This window comes from Bacillus sp. SD075 (genome assembly GCF_017355165.1).
Taxonomy (GTDB): domain Bacteria; phylum Bacillota; class Bacilli; order Bacillales; family DSM-1321; genus Peribacillus.
Genome location: NZ_JADILK010000009.1, coordinates 35,980 through 53,769, shown reverse-complemented (window position 1 = coordinate 53,769; position 17,790 = coordinate 35,980). Strand labels below are relative to the sequence as shown.

The following is a 17,790-nucleotide window of genomic DNA, read 5'->3' as shown; positions in this document are numbered from 1 at the left end:
GTTCAGCCTGTTCCTGCTTGGAAACCCGGATATTTGGTCATTCCGCCATCAGCATATAACGTCATGCCCGTTACGTAGCTCGATTCGGCGGAAGCCAGCCAAGCGGCGCAAGCGGCAATTTGTTCCGGTTTTCCGATGTATCCCATCGGTATCAGGTCGATGAAGTCCTGTTTAGCTTTTGGATCATTGAATTTTTCGGCATTGATGGGTGTGTCGATTGCCCCAGGTGAAATATTATTAATGCGAATCCCTTTAGGAGCATATTCAAGTGCAAGGGTTTCTGTCATCATCTTGACTCCGCACTTACTTGCTGCATAGTGGACAAAATGAGGCCAAGGTATCCGGTCATGAACGGAAGACATGTTAATGATAGTACCCTTAATGCCATGATTGAGCATATAACTGATTGCTTCCCTGCTTGCCAGGAACATCCCCGTTAGATTTACATCGATGACTTTCTGCCAGTCTTCAAGAGTCAATTTTTCGCTGGGCACTTCATTTTCAATACCAGCATTGTTGATCATGATGTCGATTGTATCAAAGGTGTCCACAGCGAATGAAAGCAATTTCTTCACATCCGCTTCCTTCGAAACGTCGCCTTGAATGGCTGCGGCTTTCCCGCCGGCAGCTTCAATCGTTTTGATGATTTCCTTATGATCACCATTTTCAGTATGATAATTTAATATGACATGTGCTTTTTCTTTACCGAACCTTTCGGCCATGGCTCTTCCTAACCCTTTTGCCGCCCCAGTGATAACTACCACTTTTTTCTGTAAGTCGTCATACATCATTTACCTCTCCTTTGACTATTCTTTTGTAAAGCCGATCATGATTCCGCCAGCAATTACGAGCAAACTTCCGATGATGACGAAGGCCATTTGCTTTTTGGATTTTTTCTCTCCTAAAAGAAAGATGCCTCCTAAAGTGGAAATGACGATTCCCATTTGGGAAAATGAAAATGCGATGGCAACGCCCACTTTTGGATTAGCGAGCAGGAGGCCGATATTACCTACTGCCCACATCATTCCGGTTAGAATATTTCTTCCTGCATATTTATTAAACGGTTTATGTTTGATGGATAGGAGCAAGGCAGCTAGGAACATGCCAATTGCTTGCGGCAAGATCGCCGACCATCCGTCAACTTCATTCCATCTGACAACAATGACATATGTAATATAACCCGCCGTTGAAATAGATAGGTGAAAAACCCCTTTTTTCATACTTCCTTCTTTTTTGTTATCACCATCGCCGTAGCTCGTCAGCAAGACACCCGTAATCAAACAGATTATTGCCACAATGCCGATGATGATTGTAATCTTGTCATTCCATTCCCTAAAAATGATTACCGCAAAAAATGTATTTCCTATAATTTGCAACCCTGTTGAGCTTGGAACGGTTTTCGATACCCCGATTTCCTTGACGCTATTGAATTGAAATAATTGCCCGAATGCCCAGCCTATCCCGGAAATGATGCCGACAATCCACACTAGACTACTCCATTCCGGCGGATTGATCAAAGACATCATGATGGCAAAAAGTAATGAACCGATTGTAATGCCAAGTGTTTGATTATAAGAGTTGCCTCCGAGTTTTTCGGATACAAGCACTAAGCTGCCCCATGTCAATGCAGGGAGGAGTGCAAAGAGAAAACCTTCCACAAATTTCATCTCCTAAACTAGAAAACAATGTTTTAACGATATAAAATAGTTAGTTAGTAAGCTATTGAATGTATTTAAAGTTTTCCCTTTACACCGGAAAGAAAAACATGGTTTTAATTTACCAATTCGGAATTTTATTTTTCAGTGTGGAAACAATGAAAAAATAAGGGGTTTATGGTACTTTTAATTTAAAAATAGTTAGGAGAAAGAGTATGACGACACTGAATGAATGGTTTGAAAAGGGGATTCCTGCTAAAGAATTTATATCTTCGTTGAAGGTTCATAAAGAAAACTTACAATCGGTCCAGGAGGGTTTTTCCATACCTGCAGAGGACCAAGGTTTTTTTGATGAAGTAAAGATGAAGGAACTACGAACCATTTGCATTACTGAAGACTGGTGCGGAGACGCAATGATGAACATTCCAATTCTGCTAAATATATCTGAAGCGGCAAATATTGAAACTCGCATGGTTTTACGAGATCAAAACCTTGAACTGATGGATCAATACTTAACGAATGGAACATCGCGTTCGATTCCCATTTTTATATTCATTGATAAGAATGGGGAAGAAAAAGCTGTTTGGGGACCTCGTGCACCAAAGGTACAAGAGTACGTAATGGAGTTAAGGTCTGACCTGCCGGCCAAGGATGATGAACGTTTCGAGCCAGAGCAAAAAGCAGTTATTAAAAAGATAACTGCGGCTTTTGCTGAAGAAAAACACCTGTGGGACGAAGTATACGGCAGTATCAAGGAAGCATTGGCGGGCTGCTGACAACGGTATCTCTGTTTTGACCTGTCCAAAAACGGATGGTTAGCCCCTTTCGGAATTTCTTCCATAATGAAGCGCTGTTTCAAAACGGAGACTGGAACCATTTTGGCTGGTGAATATATAGATATGTTTCCTAACAGATTTTTCTATATTATTCATGATTCTTGAGTCCATGGTTTTGGAACAGCCGTTTCATTTTTTAAGATTCTGGAATAATTGTAACGCCGATTGTTCGAATAGGAGAGTCCTGTCTAGCACTTTGATTCGTAGCTTTGTAGTATTTTAACATTAAATCGTTCAATTCATTTTGGAAGTTAATAAAGCTTTCATCATCAAGCTTTAGCTCTAAGAGGGAAAAGGTTGAACCATCTTCCGCGCAGTCTCTTTCTTCTAATTTAGTAAGATAGTTTTGATATTGAGTCATAAGGGATAACTGATAATAAGAAAAATAGTTCACCTTTTTCTCATTAGAAGATTTTTTCCATTCATCCCCGCTAAGTCGTGCTTCTTCTTCATTTAAAACATAGTATTTTTCGGAAACGGATCTCACTTTCTTCTCTTTTACAATGCGAATGACCCCTGAATCCAACAAAACCTGTATATGTCTATATAATGTTGCTTGGGGTACGTCTTTAATGATTTTTAACATTTCTAATGGTGTTAAACCATTTTCCCTGTTTCTCATTAAAGCTTGGGAAATCTTTATTCTTACAGGATGCATTAAAATTTCGGCTTTATTAATCATCTTATTCTCCTCACATTGAAAATTATAACTGGATAATTTTTAATCAATTTTAATGTTGACCATGAATAATAAGTTTAATTCGTCATATATTGTATTGTTTGAATCATTCTCATATAAATGAAAATGATAAGGTTCGAAAAATAATAGTACAGAAATATTTTTTCGAAGTAAATAATAAGCTTTTTATAAATAATTTCAATTGTGAAAAATAAATGTCTTTTCTTCAAAAATTAATAAATATCGCTATATTTTTATTATTATTCATTGTGATAATATTATCATTATAAATAACAATAAAAACTAAAACAATATTTTATTAAGAAAAAAACAGGTGCAAAATTCCAATTTACATGTTATCATTATCGATAATGATAATAATATTTCGTTTTCAAAGGAGTGGTATATATGGAGTTGCATTATGGATGGAACGAATTGAAAGATATTGATTTCATGTCTATTCTGCCGATTATTTTACCGGTAATTGCTATTGGATTGATTTTAGTGCTTATAGCATTAATTGATTTATACAGAAATCGAAAGACACGGAAAAATGTTTTAATGTGGACACTCATCATTATTTTTGCAAATACTATCGGTCCAATTCTGTACTTCGTTATTGGTAGAAAGGACAGTGAGAGAATATGAAATTAGAGATTAAAAATGTTACAAAAAAATTCAAAGAAAAAACAGCGGTCAATAATTTTTCAATGGAATTGCAATCAGGCGAATGTGTTGGATTGATAGGGCCCAATGGGGCTGGTAAATCGACACTAATAAAAGTGATTGCAGATATTATAGATCCAAGTATGGGAGAAGTATTGCTTGATGGTAAGAAAATTTCAAAAATGAAAAAGGAAATAGGCTACTTACCACAATACCCTAACTTCTTTCAATGGATGACTGCCAAAGAAACCCTTACTTTCATGGGGCAGCTCTCGGGTATCAAGAAGGAAGAGTTATTAAGCGGCATTCCAGAGATATTGTCGAAAGTGGGGTTGAGCGGGGAAGAGAATTCAAAGGTGCGGACTTTTTCAGGCGGAATGAAACAAAGGCTTGGAATTGCACAGGCACTGTTACATAAGCCAGCATTGATTGTCATGGATGAACCGGTTTCGGCATTAGATCCAATCGGCAGGAGAGAAGTGCTGAATATCATAAAAGAGATAAAGAAGGATACGACAATTTTATTATCGACGCATATATTAAGCGATGCAGAAGAAATATGTGAGAGGTTTGTCATTATAAAAAGTGGTAAAAAAATTGAGGACACAACAATGTCGGAATTGTTAAATAGGAATAGCGGAAATAAAATCAATGTCGACATAACATCTAAAAGTCAAAAATGGATTGAAAATGTTAAAAGCTTGAACTTTGTCAAAGGTGTAGAGGTAATGGGAAATAAATTGAAGATAGAAGTGGAAAATATTGAGTCAAACAAGAATATGTTACTGGCGAATGCTTTGGAGCATAATGTTGATTTGGTAAGGTTCGAAATAGATAACGATACATTGGAAGAGATATTCTTAAAATTGGTGGTGGAAAAATGAATAATTTTGCCGTTTTAGCTAAAAAGGAATTTGTTCAGATGATACGTGAATTTAAAGTGATCTGGCTGCCGCTTGTTTTTATATTTTTAGGAATAACTCAACCAGTTGTAAGCTATTATTTACCTTCAATATTAGAGGCACTTGGCGGGGGCCAAGGAATTACCATTGATCCAAGCATGGCTGCCCAAAAAGGCGGCGAAGTTCTTGCTAGTACCTTAGGGTCTCAATTTGATCAGCTAGGGGTCATGATCATCATCGTTTCCATGATGGGGGTCGTACAATCCGATAAAGCAAATGGTATGCTGGCCTTCATTCTTACAAGGCCCGTGACGGTTGGATCTTATATAAGCGGGAAAATCATTTCCAATTATCTGTTTGTTGCCTGCAGTGTAGCATTGGGATACTTGGTTTCATATCTGTATGTAGTTTTTTTGTTTACGAGTGTTGATTTTGCGGATTTACTAGTGGCTTTGCTGTTCTATCTGCTGTGGATCCTATTTATCGTTTCATTCACGACGATGATCAGTACCATTTTTAATAGTCAGGGTATTATTGCCTTAATTTCGATAGTATGTCTCCTCGGCTGCAGAATCATAGTTGGATTAAGTCCGGTAATAGACAATGTGAATCCGGCAAGTATGAGTAAACATGCCATGGAAGTACTGATTTTAGGCACAGTCAATTCACAGGCGATTTGGGGCGCATTAGCTGCACTTGCGTTGACGGCAGTAACGATATTGGTCACGAATATATGGATTTCAAAAAAGAAATTCAATAATGAGTAAGTTGGGGATGGAAATGTGCTAACCATGAAGTGATGGGAGGATGATAACTTTGTTAAGCATCACAGATTTAGAGAAAAGCTACTCGGCCAAGAAGATTTTGAATGGTGTAAATCTAGAAATCAAAAAAGGGGAAATCTTAGGTTTTATAGGAGCAAACGGTGCCGGTAAAACCACGACGCTGAACATTATTACAGGTATTTTAGATTCTGAAAATGGAAAGGTTGAAATAAATGGCCTAACCAAAGAAGACGGCATAGCATATAAAAAACAATTTTTTTTCATCCCTGATACGATCAATGTATTTAACAATGTTTCGGGGTTTGATTGGATTCGTTTCTTGATGAACCTATATGAAAATGATGATAAAGAATGTTTGGGGAAATATATCAATCGGTTTGGGATGCAGGAGTCCATTAAAAAGCCAATGGGAAGTTATTCTTATGGAATGATGCATAAGGTATCCCTGATAGCGGCTTTTACCATTAATCCCCCGATCATCATTATGGATGAACCGTTGAATGGATTAGATCCAAATGCCGTTTTAGTTTTTAAGGGGTTAATTAAACAATATGTTGAAATGGGCGGTACAGTGTTTTTCTCGACGCATCTTCTGGATGTGGCAGAGAAAATTTGTAATACAGTGGCTATTTTAAAAGAGGGAAAAATCATCCTGCATGATGAAATACAAAATATAATAGGTGAAAGTTCATTAGAATCTACCTTTATGGAGGCACAGGTATATGAAGGAAAAATTTCAGTTAACTAGATTTTTCGTTTCTTCCTTCTATAAAATGCCCAAACAGACAATGTTGCAGGCTGTACTGATAATAGCCATTTTTTATATGTTTTTGCAGCTGACTGTCGTAAACGCCTTTGTTTATTTTCTTGGAGATACCCAGGTCTTCCTGTTTTATAATTTAACGATTTCTAACATTCTCGTCTTTGCATTGGTTTGCTATTTGTCCACATCACAAATTTTTGCTTATTATGAATTTAAAGCCTTGGCACCTCTGCCACTCAGCTATAAGGAAATATCAAGGGCCAAGGTGTTAAGTAGCTTATGGGTCCCTATCATCTTATCAATGGTGATCCAAGTGCCAACAATAGGATTCTTGATAGTGGATCTAAAGTTTATGGAAGCGTTTAAATTATTCATATTTTTACCGATTTTCAATGGTTTAACGGCTGTATTCCTGCTCTTTATCCTATCGTGCATTAATAGGTATTACTATAGATTCAAAAATAAAGTGGCATACTTAATGGTGAATATTACTGTCATCCTAATGCTTACGATAATTTCCATCTTATATTTTTTTGGAAAATCAACAATTGCTATATCAAAGGTCATCTCGGAAATGGATTGGAATTCTATTGAAGGGCTAACAAACTCGCTGGAATTCATAATGAGACATATGTTTGAAACCGCAAATATGATTCCTGTTCTTAAATGGATACTGGATGCTTTTGTATCAAATGAAATAACTGTTCAATTCTTTATTATTTATATTTCTATACTAGTAATTGGTTTCCTATTGTATTCTTTAATTATAGAAAACATTTCTGTTCATTATTTCAAAAATGGATTATTGGGAAATAACAAAACGAATGTGAAATATTCAGAGGTTAATATATCCAAAAATCAGTGGAGTAACTATTTACAAAGAGAGGTATGGATCATTAAGTCTGAAGCATATTTTAAGATGCAAATAGCGTTAGGCCTTTTTTTGCCGCCGATCTTTTCACTTGTCATGTTATTGTTGATTCAGAATGAAGTGTTCCCGAATTATTTGAATATAACGAAAGAGGGAGTCTTTGATAAATACTTTTCATATTCGGTCCTTTTCTTGTGTTGCATAAATAATATAAGCGGAACCCCTTATTCAAGAGAAGGGAAATATCATTATTTACTAAAAAGTGCCCCTTTTGATGAAAAATATGTTTATTTTTCTAAAGTGATATTTTCATCAATAATCAGTATTATAGCCGTAGTGATCAGCTTTTTGATATTTGCACTGTTTGGCTATTGGGAAATGGAAAATGCAGTCATGTTATTAATTATTTCTTGTTTAGTGGTTTGCTATAATCTACTAACACCATTATATGATATGAAAAATCCTAGTATAGAATGGGAGAATCCATCTGCTGCCATTAAATCAAACCCTAATGTTTTAATAAGCCTGCTTTATGGATTGCCATTATTAATCATGGTAACAGCCACTCATTTTGGCTTGGTTTGGTTCAGTGTCCAACCCCTGCTGGGAGCCATCATAATTTTAATGATCGTAATAGCGATCAATTCCGTTTTGATTAATAGATTGAAATATAATTTGTGAAATTCGTTATATTAGAAAAGTATATAAAGAAAGTACGGAAAATCGGCACTAAATAAATTTAAAAAGGGAGTGTCTTATTATGGGGAAGCACCATGATAAAGATTTTAAAATTTATGCTGCTCGATTAGTTTTGGAAGAAGGCAGAAAACCAAGAGAATTGGCCGAAGAACTTAATATCTCGATACCTACATTAAGAAATTGGGTCAATAACTATAAAGAAACAAATGAAGAGGGCCCGGCGGCGGCGGACTTCAGTAATGGTTTTCCAGGGATCAGTCTGAAAGAGGAAAAGGATAAAATAATTAAAGATTTACAGGAAGAAAATGAGATATTAAAAAAGGCCATGCACATTTTCACGAAACAACCAAAATGATTGAATAGTATATAAAACCATATTTTATTTTTCGCAAATTATAGTGAAAAATAAAATATGGTTTTTTTAATTTCTTCTTTTCATGCACAGTTTATAAAGATGAGAGTGAAGTTTTTCATACTGAATTCACACGATAAGTCCTATGAAAATATTACTAAAGAGGAAAAAAATAAAAATTGGTAAAGTTATTATGTAATGTAGATAATTTACAAATTTTTAATGGACTCTGCAAAATTGTTGTGATAAAGTGTTATCGATAATGATAATAGGTAATAATTAACCTGGAAAATGAAAAAAATGTTTAAAAAAAGTAATTTTAGAGGCGGGAAATGGATAAAAATTGAAAGATTTTAAAAAAAGTTGGGAGGTGAATTATAATTGATTGAATATTTTATGAATAAGAAAAAAATTTATAAATCGTACATCAAGTTTTATGAAGCAGATTCAGTCAATTTGGACTATATTGGTGATATTTTCAATGAAAAAGAATGGAGTTATCTTTATTTGCAGAATGGACCCAAAAGAGCCATCGAAGCAAAGAAAAGTTTGTACTGTGGAAAAAAAGCAATTATGGAGTTTTTAGATATTGGCCTGGATGAAATAAAGAATGTATCCCTTTTGAAAGGAGTCTTTGGACAGCCAGTAATTGTCACTAACTTGTTCTTATTAATGAACATGGGGATATCCATCACACATACGGATAAAACATTCGGAATATTGATATTTGACCAAATGCATCCAATGGGAATCGATATTGAAACTAAAACGAAATCTGATTCTGAATTTTTGGGGACCTATTTAACGGAAGCCGAGAAAAAAATGATTATGGAAAGTGAAGGTGTTTTAAGTAAAGAAATTTTCTTTAGTGCCAAAGAAAGTCTATCAAAGGTACTAAAAACTGGATTGACCTCTCCACTTGAAATCTATGAGATTTCCAAGGTTATTATCGATCATAATAACATCTCACTTTTCTATAAAAATTTCTCCCAATATAAATCAACGGTTGTACTCGTGAATGATGAAATAAGAAGTGTTACCTTTCCAATAAATTCTACGAAAATAAATGAGGGGGAATATCAATGGAATTAAAAATGGAAGCAAAAGCTGAATTTAAAAACAATAATAAATTAGTACAATATCTTTTTAAAAAAGAGGATAGAGTTCATAAGTTAATACTTTCGTTATTGATACTCAGTTTACTTGCAGGTATCGAAACGACGCTTTTGTTATATTCTGCAGATCAAAAAGGGATGAATGTATTAAATGGGATGTCCATTTCAGAGATCGGATCCGTGAGTTTTGCCATTAACACAATTGTAATGGGGGCTCTAGGATTATTGGTTACATTTATCATTCAAATATTGATTGTGTGCCTATTATTTTTAGTTTTAAAAGAAAGGCCGGTAAATATAAAAGGGATTTGCCAAGCTGTCATAAATGCAGGGATATGCATCGTGGTTGGATCTGGTGTTAATGCAATCATCGCATTATTGGTTAAGAGCAAGGAAACGACATTTACTAGTTTATCCTTACTGGTGCACGATAAAAATTCCATCCTTCACACATTCATGGCTGAGTTTGAATTGTTTTACATTATCAGTTTAATTCTATTCAGTTATAGTCTGGAAAAATTAGCGTTCATCAAGAGAAGGAATGCATGGATCATAACGAGTGTAATAGCTTTAATTTCTTTAGTTTTTCATATGTTGACAGTTGCATCAGGCACATATTTAAAATAATGGGGGAAAATGATGAATATGAATTCTTTAGCGAATTTATTTGAAGAGAGTGTTAGGGAATATGGAAACAATATTGCAGTAAGAAATAAGGATATGCAATTTACATATAAAGAAACGAATATCTTGGCAAATAAAATGGCAATGTACATAAAGGACAAAGGGATAAATAAAGGAGACCATGTCGGAATCTATATTGAAAAATCCGAGCATGTTTTATTTTTGATCATAGCACTCCTTAAATTGGGTGTTACCTATGTACCTATCGACCCAAAAAGTCCTGATGAAAGAGTAAAGCATATAATAAAGAATTCAGAATTAAAGTTATTAATAGGGGATAAAGGAAGGATTAGCGGCATTGATTGCAATTATGTAACCCTCGATGAAGTGATAGAGAATTCAAAAGATATGACAGATGGGAATGTTCATACCTTAATTGACCCAGAGGATCCAGCCTATATCATTTTCACATCGGGCTCTACAGGAAAGCCTAAAGGAGTTTGTGTTTCACATGAAAATGTCAAAAACTTGTTTTTAGGCTGCGATGATTTGTTCGAGTTTAATAATAAAGATAAATGGACATTTTTCCATTCCTGCGCATTTGATTTCTCCGTATGGGAGATGTGGGGGGCTTGGATTTATGGCGGAGAAGTTGTAGTGGTTTCATTTGAAGAAAGCAGAAATCCAATAACTTTTGTTGAATTATTGATAAGTGCACAAACAACCGTTTTTAATTGTACGCCAAGCGCTTTCTTCGAGGTGAGTGGTGAGCTAATAAATCGTCAAAATGAATTAAGTTTAAAATACATTATTTTTGGAGGGGAAGCATTAAACTTCAAGAAATTGACGCAGTGGTTTTCTCCCGAAAATAGCAGGCTGCCAAAGCTAATAAATATGTATGGAATAACTGAAACCACCGTTCATGTCACTTACAAGGAAATCGCTAAGAATGATGTGGAAAAAGGAATTACCAATATCGGAAAAGTCTTGCCTCATCTTGGGTTCAAAGTGATGAATCAAAATGGAGAAGAAGTAACTGGAGATGAAGAGGGCGAGTTATACGTTTCAGGAAAAGGTGTATCGCTCGGCTACTATAAAAATCCCATGATGAATAAGCTGAAATTTACGGATATTGATAATGTCCGCTACTATAAGTCAGGGGATGTAGTGAAACTGTTGGATAATGGTGATCTGCAATATATCTCCAGGAATGATGAGCAAGTGCAGTTAAGAGGTTTCAGGATTGAGTTAGGGGAAATAGAGAGCTCGTATAATGATTTGAAAAACATCAAGAATGCAGTTGTTACGCTGGATAAAGCGTTTAATGATGATATGCATTTATTTTTATACTATGTTGCTGATGAAGAATTAGCTGCTGATTATTTGAGGGAAAGTGTAAAAAGCTCATTGCCAGCCTATATGATACCAAGTTTTTTTATCAAGGTGGACAACATCCCCCTAACTGTAAATGGAAAACTGGATAAATCGTTATTACCAAAATTAACCACGAAAAACTGTGAAGCTCCATCGAGTATCAAGAGTCCAGTAGATGAAACAATAAGTGAAAAGGTAAGGGAATTGGTGGTTAGCATCATAGGCAATGGGGTTATAAAAAATAATCAGTCCCTACTTGAAAGTGGAATGAACTCATTATCGATAATGAGATTAATTGTCAATATAAAAAATCAATTTCAAATTGAAATTGCTCCTTCAGTTTTATTGGATAACGATACGATCATGAAATTATCCCAAGTGATTGAAACTCGTCAAAAAGAAGAGGAAAAGCAAGATTATATTCCTATCAATATAAATGCCAGGAATACATACCCTTTAACATATGAACAAGAAAATCTGTGGTTCATTCACCAAACCCATATAGATAAATCGTTATATAACATAGTTTTTTCGTATGAAATATCAGGTGAACTGAATGAAGGAGATCTGGGACTATCTTTAGATAAGCTAAGCAATAAACATCAAATTTTAAAAAGTGTCATTAGAGAAGAATCTGGAATGGGCACTTTGGCTTACGATGAGTCGATTCAACATTCTATTAATTATTTTGATGTTTCGGATATTCCTTTAGATATGCAGGTAGAAAAAATAAATCACTTGGTGAAGGAAGAAACGGAACGGCAATTTGATTTAGGGAAAGGTCCGCTCTTATCGATTGCGTTATTGAAGAAAAATGAATGTGAATATCAATTAATATGTAATATCCACCATATTATTTTTGATGGTTGGTCGATTCCATTAATGATCAATGATTGGTTTGCCATTTATGAGGAAATAGAGAATGGCGAACCAAATGATGGAGATAACCAATCCATCCAATATGGAGATTATGCTTTATGGCAAAAAAACTCTCCAAGTTATGTAAGCAGCAAGGATAATGAGTTTTGGCGTAAGGAAATAACGTCTATACGGCAAAAATCCTTATTACAATATGATCATCAAAAAACGGGAGAAGGTAAAAGTACTTCCGATATTATCAGCTTTTTGTTACCTAAAGAAATTCAAGACAAGCTGGAAAGTCTTCATAGAAAAACGAAATCGACATGGTTCATGAGTTTACTTACTGCCTATCAAACCTTTTTATCCGTTTATTTTGATGAAGAGGAAGTGGTCGTCGGAAGTCCTTTGGCGAAGAGAAACCATGTGGATACTGAACAATTGATAGGATATTTCGTCAACACCTTGCCATTTAAGTTAAATGTATCTCAGGAAGATTCATTTGAAGAGATTTTGCAAAAAAATATAAAAAAGATTGCAGGTGTTTTTGACCATCAAAATTTACCTACTAAGGAAATTTCGAAATATTTATCGGCAGAAAGAACCATGGGAAATACGCCATTGTTCGATACAGTATTTGTCCTGCAAAATAACCAAAAAGAAAAGCTGGCATATAGAAATTTCAAGTTAAAACCTAAAAAAATCAATACCTTTAAAGCTAAATTTGATCTGGTTGTCCAGGCAGAAGAAATGGATGAGGATGGATTAGTCATTTCGTTTGAATTCAACAAATCATTATTTAATAAAACGACCATTCAAAGAATGGCTAATAATTTTCAGCATTGGCTGCAAGAGATTACAACCCAGGAAGGCAAGCGGATAAAGGAAATTACCTACTTGGAGCCTGTACAGTTACGATCAATAATCGAAATGGGTACAGGCAATGTAAATCAAGAAGCGGAAGATCATCGTTTTGAAGATGTAATAACTAGGTTTGAGAATAAAGTAAGTACAAATTTCAATGATGTTGCCATTGTTCATGGTGATGATCAGGTGACGTATAGCGATCTGAATGCCCTGGCAAATCAGGTGGCACAACGATTATTCCGGAACCATGTAGGTGTAGAGGATAGAATTGGGATATTTATGGATCGATCGATCAATATGGTTACGGCTATTTTAGCCATTATGAAAGTTGGGGCGGCGTATGTGCCTTTGGACCCGTCACAACCAGAGTCACGGCTGAAACATATGATTGAGGATTCTCAAATCACATATTGTTTAAGTAATGAAGAAGGACTTTCAAAGTATCCCGGTGATGAAGGAAAACTAATATGTATCGAAGACATACTAAAAGAACGAGAAATTGAGTGCTCAGAATTCGATTCAAGAAAGATATCGGAAAGGGACCTGGCCTATATCATCTACACTTCAGGAACAACTGGAAAACCTAAAGGGGTCATGATTGAACATGGAGGATTGGCTAACCTCTGTAATTGGCATATCGAATATTATTCTATCGATGAAAAAGATGCAGCAGTACTAGTTTCGAATACATCTTTTGACGCTTCTGTTTGGGAGATATTCCCTTACCTGACGAATGGAAATAAACTCCTGATACTGGATTACTATGATTTATTGGATGTAGAGATCCTTTCGGAAAAGTTAGAAAAGGAGAAAGTCACGCTCGCGTTTTTTTCAACGGGACTGCTCGAGCAATTATTTATCAACGATATGAAATTTCCAGAATCGATCAGAGCTATTTTGACAGGGGGAGATCGTTTAAAAACGATACCCGATCGTTTGAGTTTTGATTTATATAATAATTATGGGCCAACGGAGGGCACTGTCGTTTCGACAGCATATAAGGTACTTCCAAATGATGATACAGTGATCCCGATCGGAAAGCCGATCTTAAATGCAGAAGCATACGTGTTCAATTCCAGGATGATGCCTACTCCTAAAGGTCAAATAGGCGAGCTGTATATCGGCGGGAAAGGGATTGCAAGAGGATATATAAATAATCCGGAGAAAAACGCTGAAAGCTTTATTCCAAATCCGTTCAATCCATCAAGGAAGTTATATAAAACTGGAGATTTAGTCAAGTATACCGAGGATGGAAATCTACTATTTGCAGGTAGAGCCGATGACCAAGTGAAAATACGGGGATATCGTATCGAACTTGGGGAGGTCAGTGCAGTTCTAAATAAATGCACGGGTATAAAGGATTGCTTTATTGCGATAAAAGATGAATCTAAATCGAAGAAATTCATCATAGCTTATTATATCTCCGACAATGAGCTTGAAGAAAATGATATCCGGAATTATATGAAGAATCATCTTCCCCATTATATGATTCCTTCTTCTTTCATTAAAATGGAGTCATTTCCGCTAACCGTTAACGGCAAAGTGGATACGAAGAGTCTACCGGATATAAAAACGAACTCGGAAGGAGCTAACAATAAGAGTGTCATGAATGGAACGGAACAAAAATTGTTAAAGATATGGAAAGAGGTGCTGAATAATCAGGAAATAACCATCCACGATAACTTTTTCGAATGTGGAGGAGACTCCATCCTAAGCATCCAAATTTGTTCACTTGCCAAGAAAGAAAATCTTCTCATTACTTCAAAAAACATCTTTGAAAAACAAAGTATCGAAGAGCTGGCAAAGGTTGTGGAATTGACGGGCGATTTAACGATAAATCAGTCTGATGTTTTTGGAAAGGCACCATTTACACCTATTCAAAGTTGGTTTTTCACCCAACAAATAAATAATTATAACCATTGGAATCAATCTGTAACGTTAAAGGGCTACCCGCAATTGAATGAGAAGCGGCTGCAAAGAATCATGGCCCATATCGTTAAACATCATGATGGGCTTAGGTCAAGGTTCAATAGAGAAGAATCATTTTCGCAAGTAGAAGAGCATATCGACCCGACTGAAAATTGGACTTTGAATTACGTAAAGCTATCAAACATGAATAAGGAAAAACAGGAACGGGAAATAGCTGGACTCGGGATCGGTGCACAACAGGGCATAAACATTTCAAACGGACCACTGATGAAAATAGTATGCATCCATACAGGCCAAAACGAGCATGTAATCATTTGGATCATACATCACTTATTGGTTGATGGGGTTTCCTGGAGAATCTTGATCGAAGATTTTGACCGGCTATATAGTCAAGATATAAATAATCAAGAACTAAAACTGGATAATAAAACGACTTCATATAAGGAATGGGCGAATAACTTACATGATTATAAAAATAGCATTCCTTCAGGCATTAAAGAGTACTGGCTGAATGAACATGACACAGAATACGAAAACGCCCTAGTCAAAACAGGGAATGTTTACGATGGAAAATCATTTGAAATGAAGCTGAATAAAGAGATTACAAACAAAATCTATAATGAAATGACAAAAGCGTATAAAGCTTCTATCGATGAAATATACGTATCTATTTTCGCAGCGCTAATCGGGAAATATTTTAATAAAAAAGATATTCATTTTACTTTGGAGGGACATGGTCGCGAAGAATTATTTGCAGGTGTCGATCTGTCCAGGACAGTAGGATGGTTTACGACCATGTGCCCGGTTTATATAGAAAATAAAGAATCCATTTTGAACACGATTCAAGGTACAAAGAAAAAGTTAAGGACACTGCCTAATAAAGGGATTGAGTATGGAATCATAACCGAATCATGTGGCGAGACACATATGAAACGAAATCGGCCGATCATCAGTTTTAATAATTTAGGTAGATTTCACCAAAACAATGAATTGGCTGCAAAAGAGGTCATCTTTTTTAGTGAACAAGATATTCAACACAATTCCTATACCGAACATGAAGTCGATATCGAATTGCTTGTAGTGAATGAGGAGCAAACTATAAAAATAAACTATAACAGACATTTCGTAAGAGAAGATTTCGAGAAATATATTCGACACAATCTGCCGGAATTGTTAGGGACATTGGAAGAAGAAACGAAATTGGGAAAACAGATATACCGTCCGGATGACTTTCCATTGGTGGATATGCCTGGAGAAGAACTTGACCAGATACTGCAAAAAGAAACAGGAATTGTTGATATTTATGAATTGACGGCTTTGCAAAAAGGGATGTTGTACCATAGCTTGTTTGATAGTGAAAGCAGCCAGTATAAAGTGCAACTCATTTTTGATATAAAAGGTTTTCTGGACGTCGGAAAATTAAAGAATGCCATTGTGACAGCTGCGGGGAAACATGACATTTTAAAAACCAAATTATACTCAAGCAGAAAAGGGCTATTCTACCAACTGTTAATGAGTTCCATGGATACCGAGATTGAATATGAAGAGATAATCGATCATCAAGTGAAGTTGGAAAAGTTGATAGCAGATCAATATAAGATCATAGATATCGAGAACAATAGGTTGAATCGCTTCATGATCGTTAAGCTTGCGGAAAATGAATACCAATTAATCTGGACATTCCATCATATTATTATGGATGGTTGGAGTTATTCGATGGTGATTAATGACACTTTTGATTCTTATCATTCAATAACACCATCATCATCCGTGAGTGCTTCATTTAAAAAGTATGTTGAATATATGAGAGATTATACGAGTAATAAGGAGCTGCGGGACTATTGGGCAGGGAAATTGGAAGGTACTCGAAACTCTGAATCTACTTTAACGGGAGTGTTAAAAGGCGAGGAGTACATTGAGAATAGTTACTTGAAAGTATTGGATGGGGAATTAAGTGATTCCATTCAACGATTCTGTCAGGAATACAAGATTACCATGAATACATTCTTTCTAACTATTTGGCTAGCGACTTTAAAAGAAGTAAAAGGTACAGAAAATGTATGCTGCGGCGTAGTGACATCCGGGAGGAATATCCCTGTCCAAAATATTGAGGCTATGGTTGGTCCATTTATCAATACTGTTCCGTTTATAAAGCATATCAGCCAAGAAAAGACCTACATGGAAATACTAAATGAAGTTCAAAACGAATTTTTGGAATTAAGTGCCTATGAGAATACACCATTATCAGAGATTTATGAGTGGGCTAATTTGCAAAATCAACTATTTGAATCATTATATGCCTTTGAAAACTATCCCATGCAACTGCCTAATAATGATGAAATCAAAGTGAGTTTGAAAGAAGGACGGGAAACGACCCATTATCCAATCGTCATCATCATCATCCCTGGTTCAAGTGTTCAAATTAAGTTTAATGAGGCAGCGGTCAATCTAAAGTTAAGGTCATCAGTCATTTCTATATTTAATCAAATCTTAGGCGAAATGTTAGAAAAAATGAAAGTGAAATGAGGGGAAATTTATGGAGACAACAATTGCGGTGAAGGAAAGGTTAATTGAGGAAAAGCTAATTGGATTTTGGAAAGAGATCTTGGAACTGGAAACAATAGGTGCAGATTCCAACTTCTTTGACTTAGGAGGGAATTCCCTTTTAGCCATGCAATTTATTCAAATGGTGAAGAATAACATGGGAGTGAGATTACCAATCAAAGTGTTGTTCGAACAATCCACCATCCAGGAACTATCTGTACTCATCAAACAATTGGACGATATTAATAAGTTAAGTTGAATGGAAAAGAAT

General features: G+C 35.6%; 14 protein-coding genes. 11 read left to right on the top strand and 3 right to left on the bottom strand.

The genetic code is table 11. The annotated features are described in order from the left end of the window. Positions 1–2 precede the first annotated feature (2 nt). Together IOC57_RS09185 and IOC57_RS09180 are read right to left on the bottom strand one after the other, a co-directional pair. Complete coding sequence (locus IOC57_RS09185) at positions 3–788, bottom strand: glucose-1-dehydrogenase (protein ID WP_207438446.1); 786 nt, start codon at positions 786–788, stop codon at positions 3–5. An 18-nt stretch (positions 789–806) separates the two neighbouring features. After that, entirely contained in the window at positions 807–1,667 is an 861-nt protein-coding gene (locus tag IOC57_RS09180) for a GRP family sugar transporter (protein ID WP_207438445.1), read from the bottom strand. Between the two features lie 203 nt (positions 1,668–1,870). Here IOC57_RS09180 and IOC57_RS09175 point away from each other — a divergent pair, with 203 nt between their 5' ends. Then, complete coding sequence (locus IOC57_RS09175) at positions 1,871–2,431, top strand: thioredoxin family protein (RefSeq protein WP_207438444.1); 561 nt, start codon at positions 1,871–1,873, stop codon at positions 2,429–2,431. Positions 2,432–2,627: 196 nt separating this feature from the next. On the opposite strand, the gene IOC57_RS09170 is transcribed toward IOC57_RS09175, so the two are convergent. Beyond that, positions 2,628–3,173, bottom strand: a complete 546-nt coding sequence (locus IOC57_RS09170; protein ID WP_207438443.1) for a helix-turn-helix domain-containing protein — start codon at positions 3,171–3,173, stop codon at positions 2,628–2,630. A gap of 405 nt (positions 3,174–3,578) precedes the next feature. On the opposite strand from IOC57_RS09170, the gene IOC57_RS09165 reads away from it, so the two are divergent. The 10 genes from IOC57_RS09165 (at position 3,579) to IOC57_RS09120 (ending at position 17,778) form a co-directional block, all read left to right on the top strand. Next, positions 3,579–3,818 carry a PLD nuclease N-terminal domain-containing protein gene (locus IOC57_RS09165; protein WP_207438442.1) on the top strand — a complete coding sequence of 80 codons (240 nt, stop codon included), beginning with the start codon at positions 3,579–3,581 and terminating at the stop codon, positions 3,816–3,818. After that, a complete protein-coding gene (locus IOC57_RS09160; RefSeq protein ID WP_063234766.1) occupies positions 3,815–4,720 on the top strand; it encodes an ABC transporter ATP-binding protein in 906 nt (301 codons plus the stop codon). Before IOC57_RS09165 ends, IOC57_RS09160 begins: the two co-directional genes overlap by 4 nt. Then, positions 4,717–5,505 (top strand): ABC transporter permease, encoded by a 789-nt coding sequence (locus IOC57_RS09155; protein ID WP_207438441.1) that lies wholly within the window; start codon positions 4,717–4,719, stop codon positions 5,503–5,505. Before IOC57_RS09160 ends, IOC57_RS09155 begins: the two co-directional genes overlap by 4 nt. A 49-nt stretch (positions 5,506–5,554) precedes the next feature. Further along, positions 5,555–6,271 (top strand): ABC transporter ATP-binding protein, encoded by a 717-nt coding sequence (locus tag IOC57_RS09150; RefSeq protein ID WP_207438440.1) that lies wholly within the window; start codon positions 5,555–5,557, stop codon positions 6,269–6,271. Further along, positions 6,246–7,838 (top strand): hypothetical protein, encoded by a 1,593-nt coding sequence (locus tag IOC57_RS09145; protein ID WP_207438439.1) that lies wholly within the window; start codon positions 6,246–6,248, stop codon positions 7,836–7,838. Before IOC57_RS09150 ends, IOC57_RS09145 begins: the two co-directional genes overlap by 26 nt. Positions 7,839–7,917: 79 nt before the next feature. Next, the gene (locus IOC57_RS09140; protein WP_207438438.1) at positions 7,918–8,211 is read left to right on the top strand and encodes a transposase; all 294 of its coding nucleotides are present in this window, start codon (positions 7,918–7,920) and stop codon (positions 8,209–8,211) included. A gap of 378 nt (positions 8,212–8,589) precedes the next feature. Continuing rightward, the gene (locus tag IOC57_RS09135) at positions 8,590–9,300 is read left to right on the top strand and encodes a 4'-phosphopantetheinyl transferase family protein (protein WP_207438437.1); all 711 of its coding nucleotides are present in this window, start codon (positions 8,590–8,592) and stop codon (positions 9,298–9,300) included. Beyond that, positions 9,291–9,950 (top strand): hypothetical protein, encoded by a 660-nt coding sequence (locus tag IOC57_RS09130; protein ID WP_207438436.1) that lies wholly within the window; start codon positions 9,291–9,293, stop codon positions 9,948–9,950. The genes IOC57_RS09135 and IOC57_RS09130 overlap by 10 nt, the downstream gene beginning before the upstream one ends. 12 nt (positions 9,951–9,962) lie before the next feature. Next, positions 9,963–17,501 carry a non-ribosomal peptide synthetase gene (locus tag IOC57_RS09125; RefSeq protein WP_207438435.1) on the top strand — a complete coding sequence of 2,513 codons (7,539 nt, stop codon included), beginning with the start codon at positions 9,963–9,965 and terminating at the stop codon, positions 17,499–17,501. A gap of 10 nt (positions 17,502–17,511) precedes the next feature. Next, a complete protein-coding gene (locus IOC57_RS09120) occupies positions 17,512–17,778 on the top strand; it encodes a phosphopantetheine-binding protein (protein WP_207438434.1) in 267 nt (88 codons plus the stop codon). The last annotated feature ends 12 nt before the right edge of the window (positions 17,779–17,790 follow it).

Coding starts and splice junctions, on each gene's coding strand:
- IOC57_RS09185 (WP_207438446.1), bottom strand. CDS start 788: ATGTATGACGACTTACAGAAAAAAGTGGTAGTTATCACTGGGGCGGCA.
- IOC57_RS09180 (WP_207438445.1), bottom strand. CDS start 1,667: ATGAAATTTGTGGAAGGTTTTCTCTTTGCACTCCTCCCTGCATTGACA.
- IOC57_RS09175 (WP_207438444.1), top strand. CDS start 1,871: ATGACGACACTGAATGAATGGTTTGAAAAGGGGATTCCTGCTAAAGAA.
- IOC57_RS09170 (WP_207438443.1), bottom strand. CDS start 3,173: ATGATTAATAAAGCCGAAATTTTAATGCATCCTGTAAGAATAAAGATT.
- IOC57_RS09165 (WP_207438442.1), top strand. CDS start 3,579: ATGGAGTTGCATTATGGATGGAACGAATTGAAAGATATTGATTTCATG.
- IOC57_RS09160 (WP_063234766.1), top strand. CDS start 3,815: ATGAAATTAGAGATTAAAAATGTTACAAAAAAATTCAAAGAAAAAACA.
- IOC57_RS09155 (WP_207438441.1), top strand. CDS start 4,717: ATGAATAATTTTGCCGTTTTAGCTAAAAAGGAATTTGTTCAGATGATA.
- IOC57_RS09145 (WP_207438439.1), top strand. CDS start 6,246: ATGAAGGAAAAATTTCAGTTAACTAGATTTTTCGTTTCTTCCTTCTAT.
- IOC57_RS09140 (WP_207438438.1), top strand. CDS start 7,918: ATGGGGAAGCACCATGATAAAGATTTTAAAATTTATGCTGCTCGATTA.
- IOC57_RS09130 (WP_207438436.1), top strand. CDS start 9,291: ATGGAATTAAAAATGGAAGCAAAAGCTGAATTTAAAAACAATAATAAA.
- IOC57_RS09125 (WP_207438435.1), top strand. CDS start 9,963: ATGAATATGAATTCTTTAGCGAATTTATTTGAAGAGAGTGTTAGGGAA.
- IOC57_RS09120 (WP_207438434.1), top strand. CDS start 17,512: ATGGAGACAACAATTGCGGTGAAGGAAAGGTTAATTGAGGAAAAGCTA.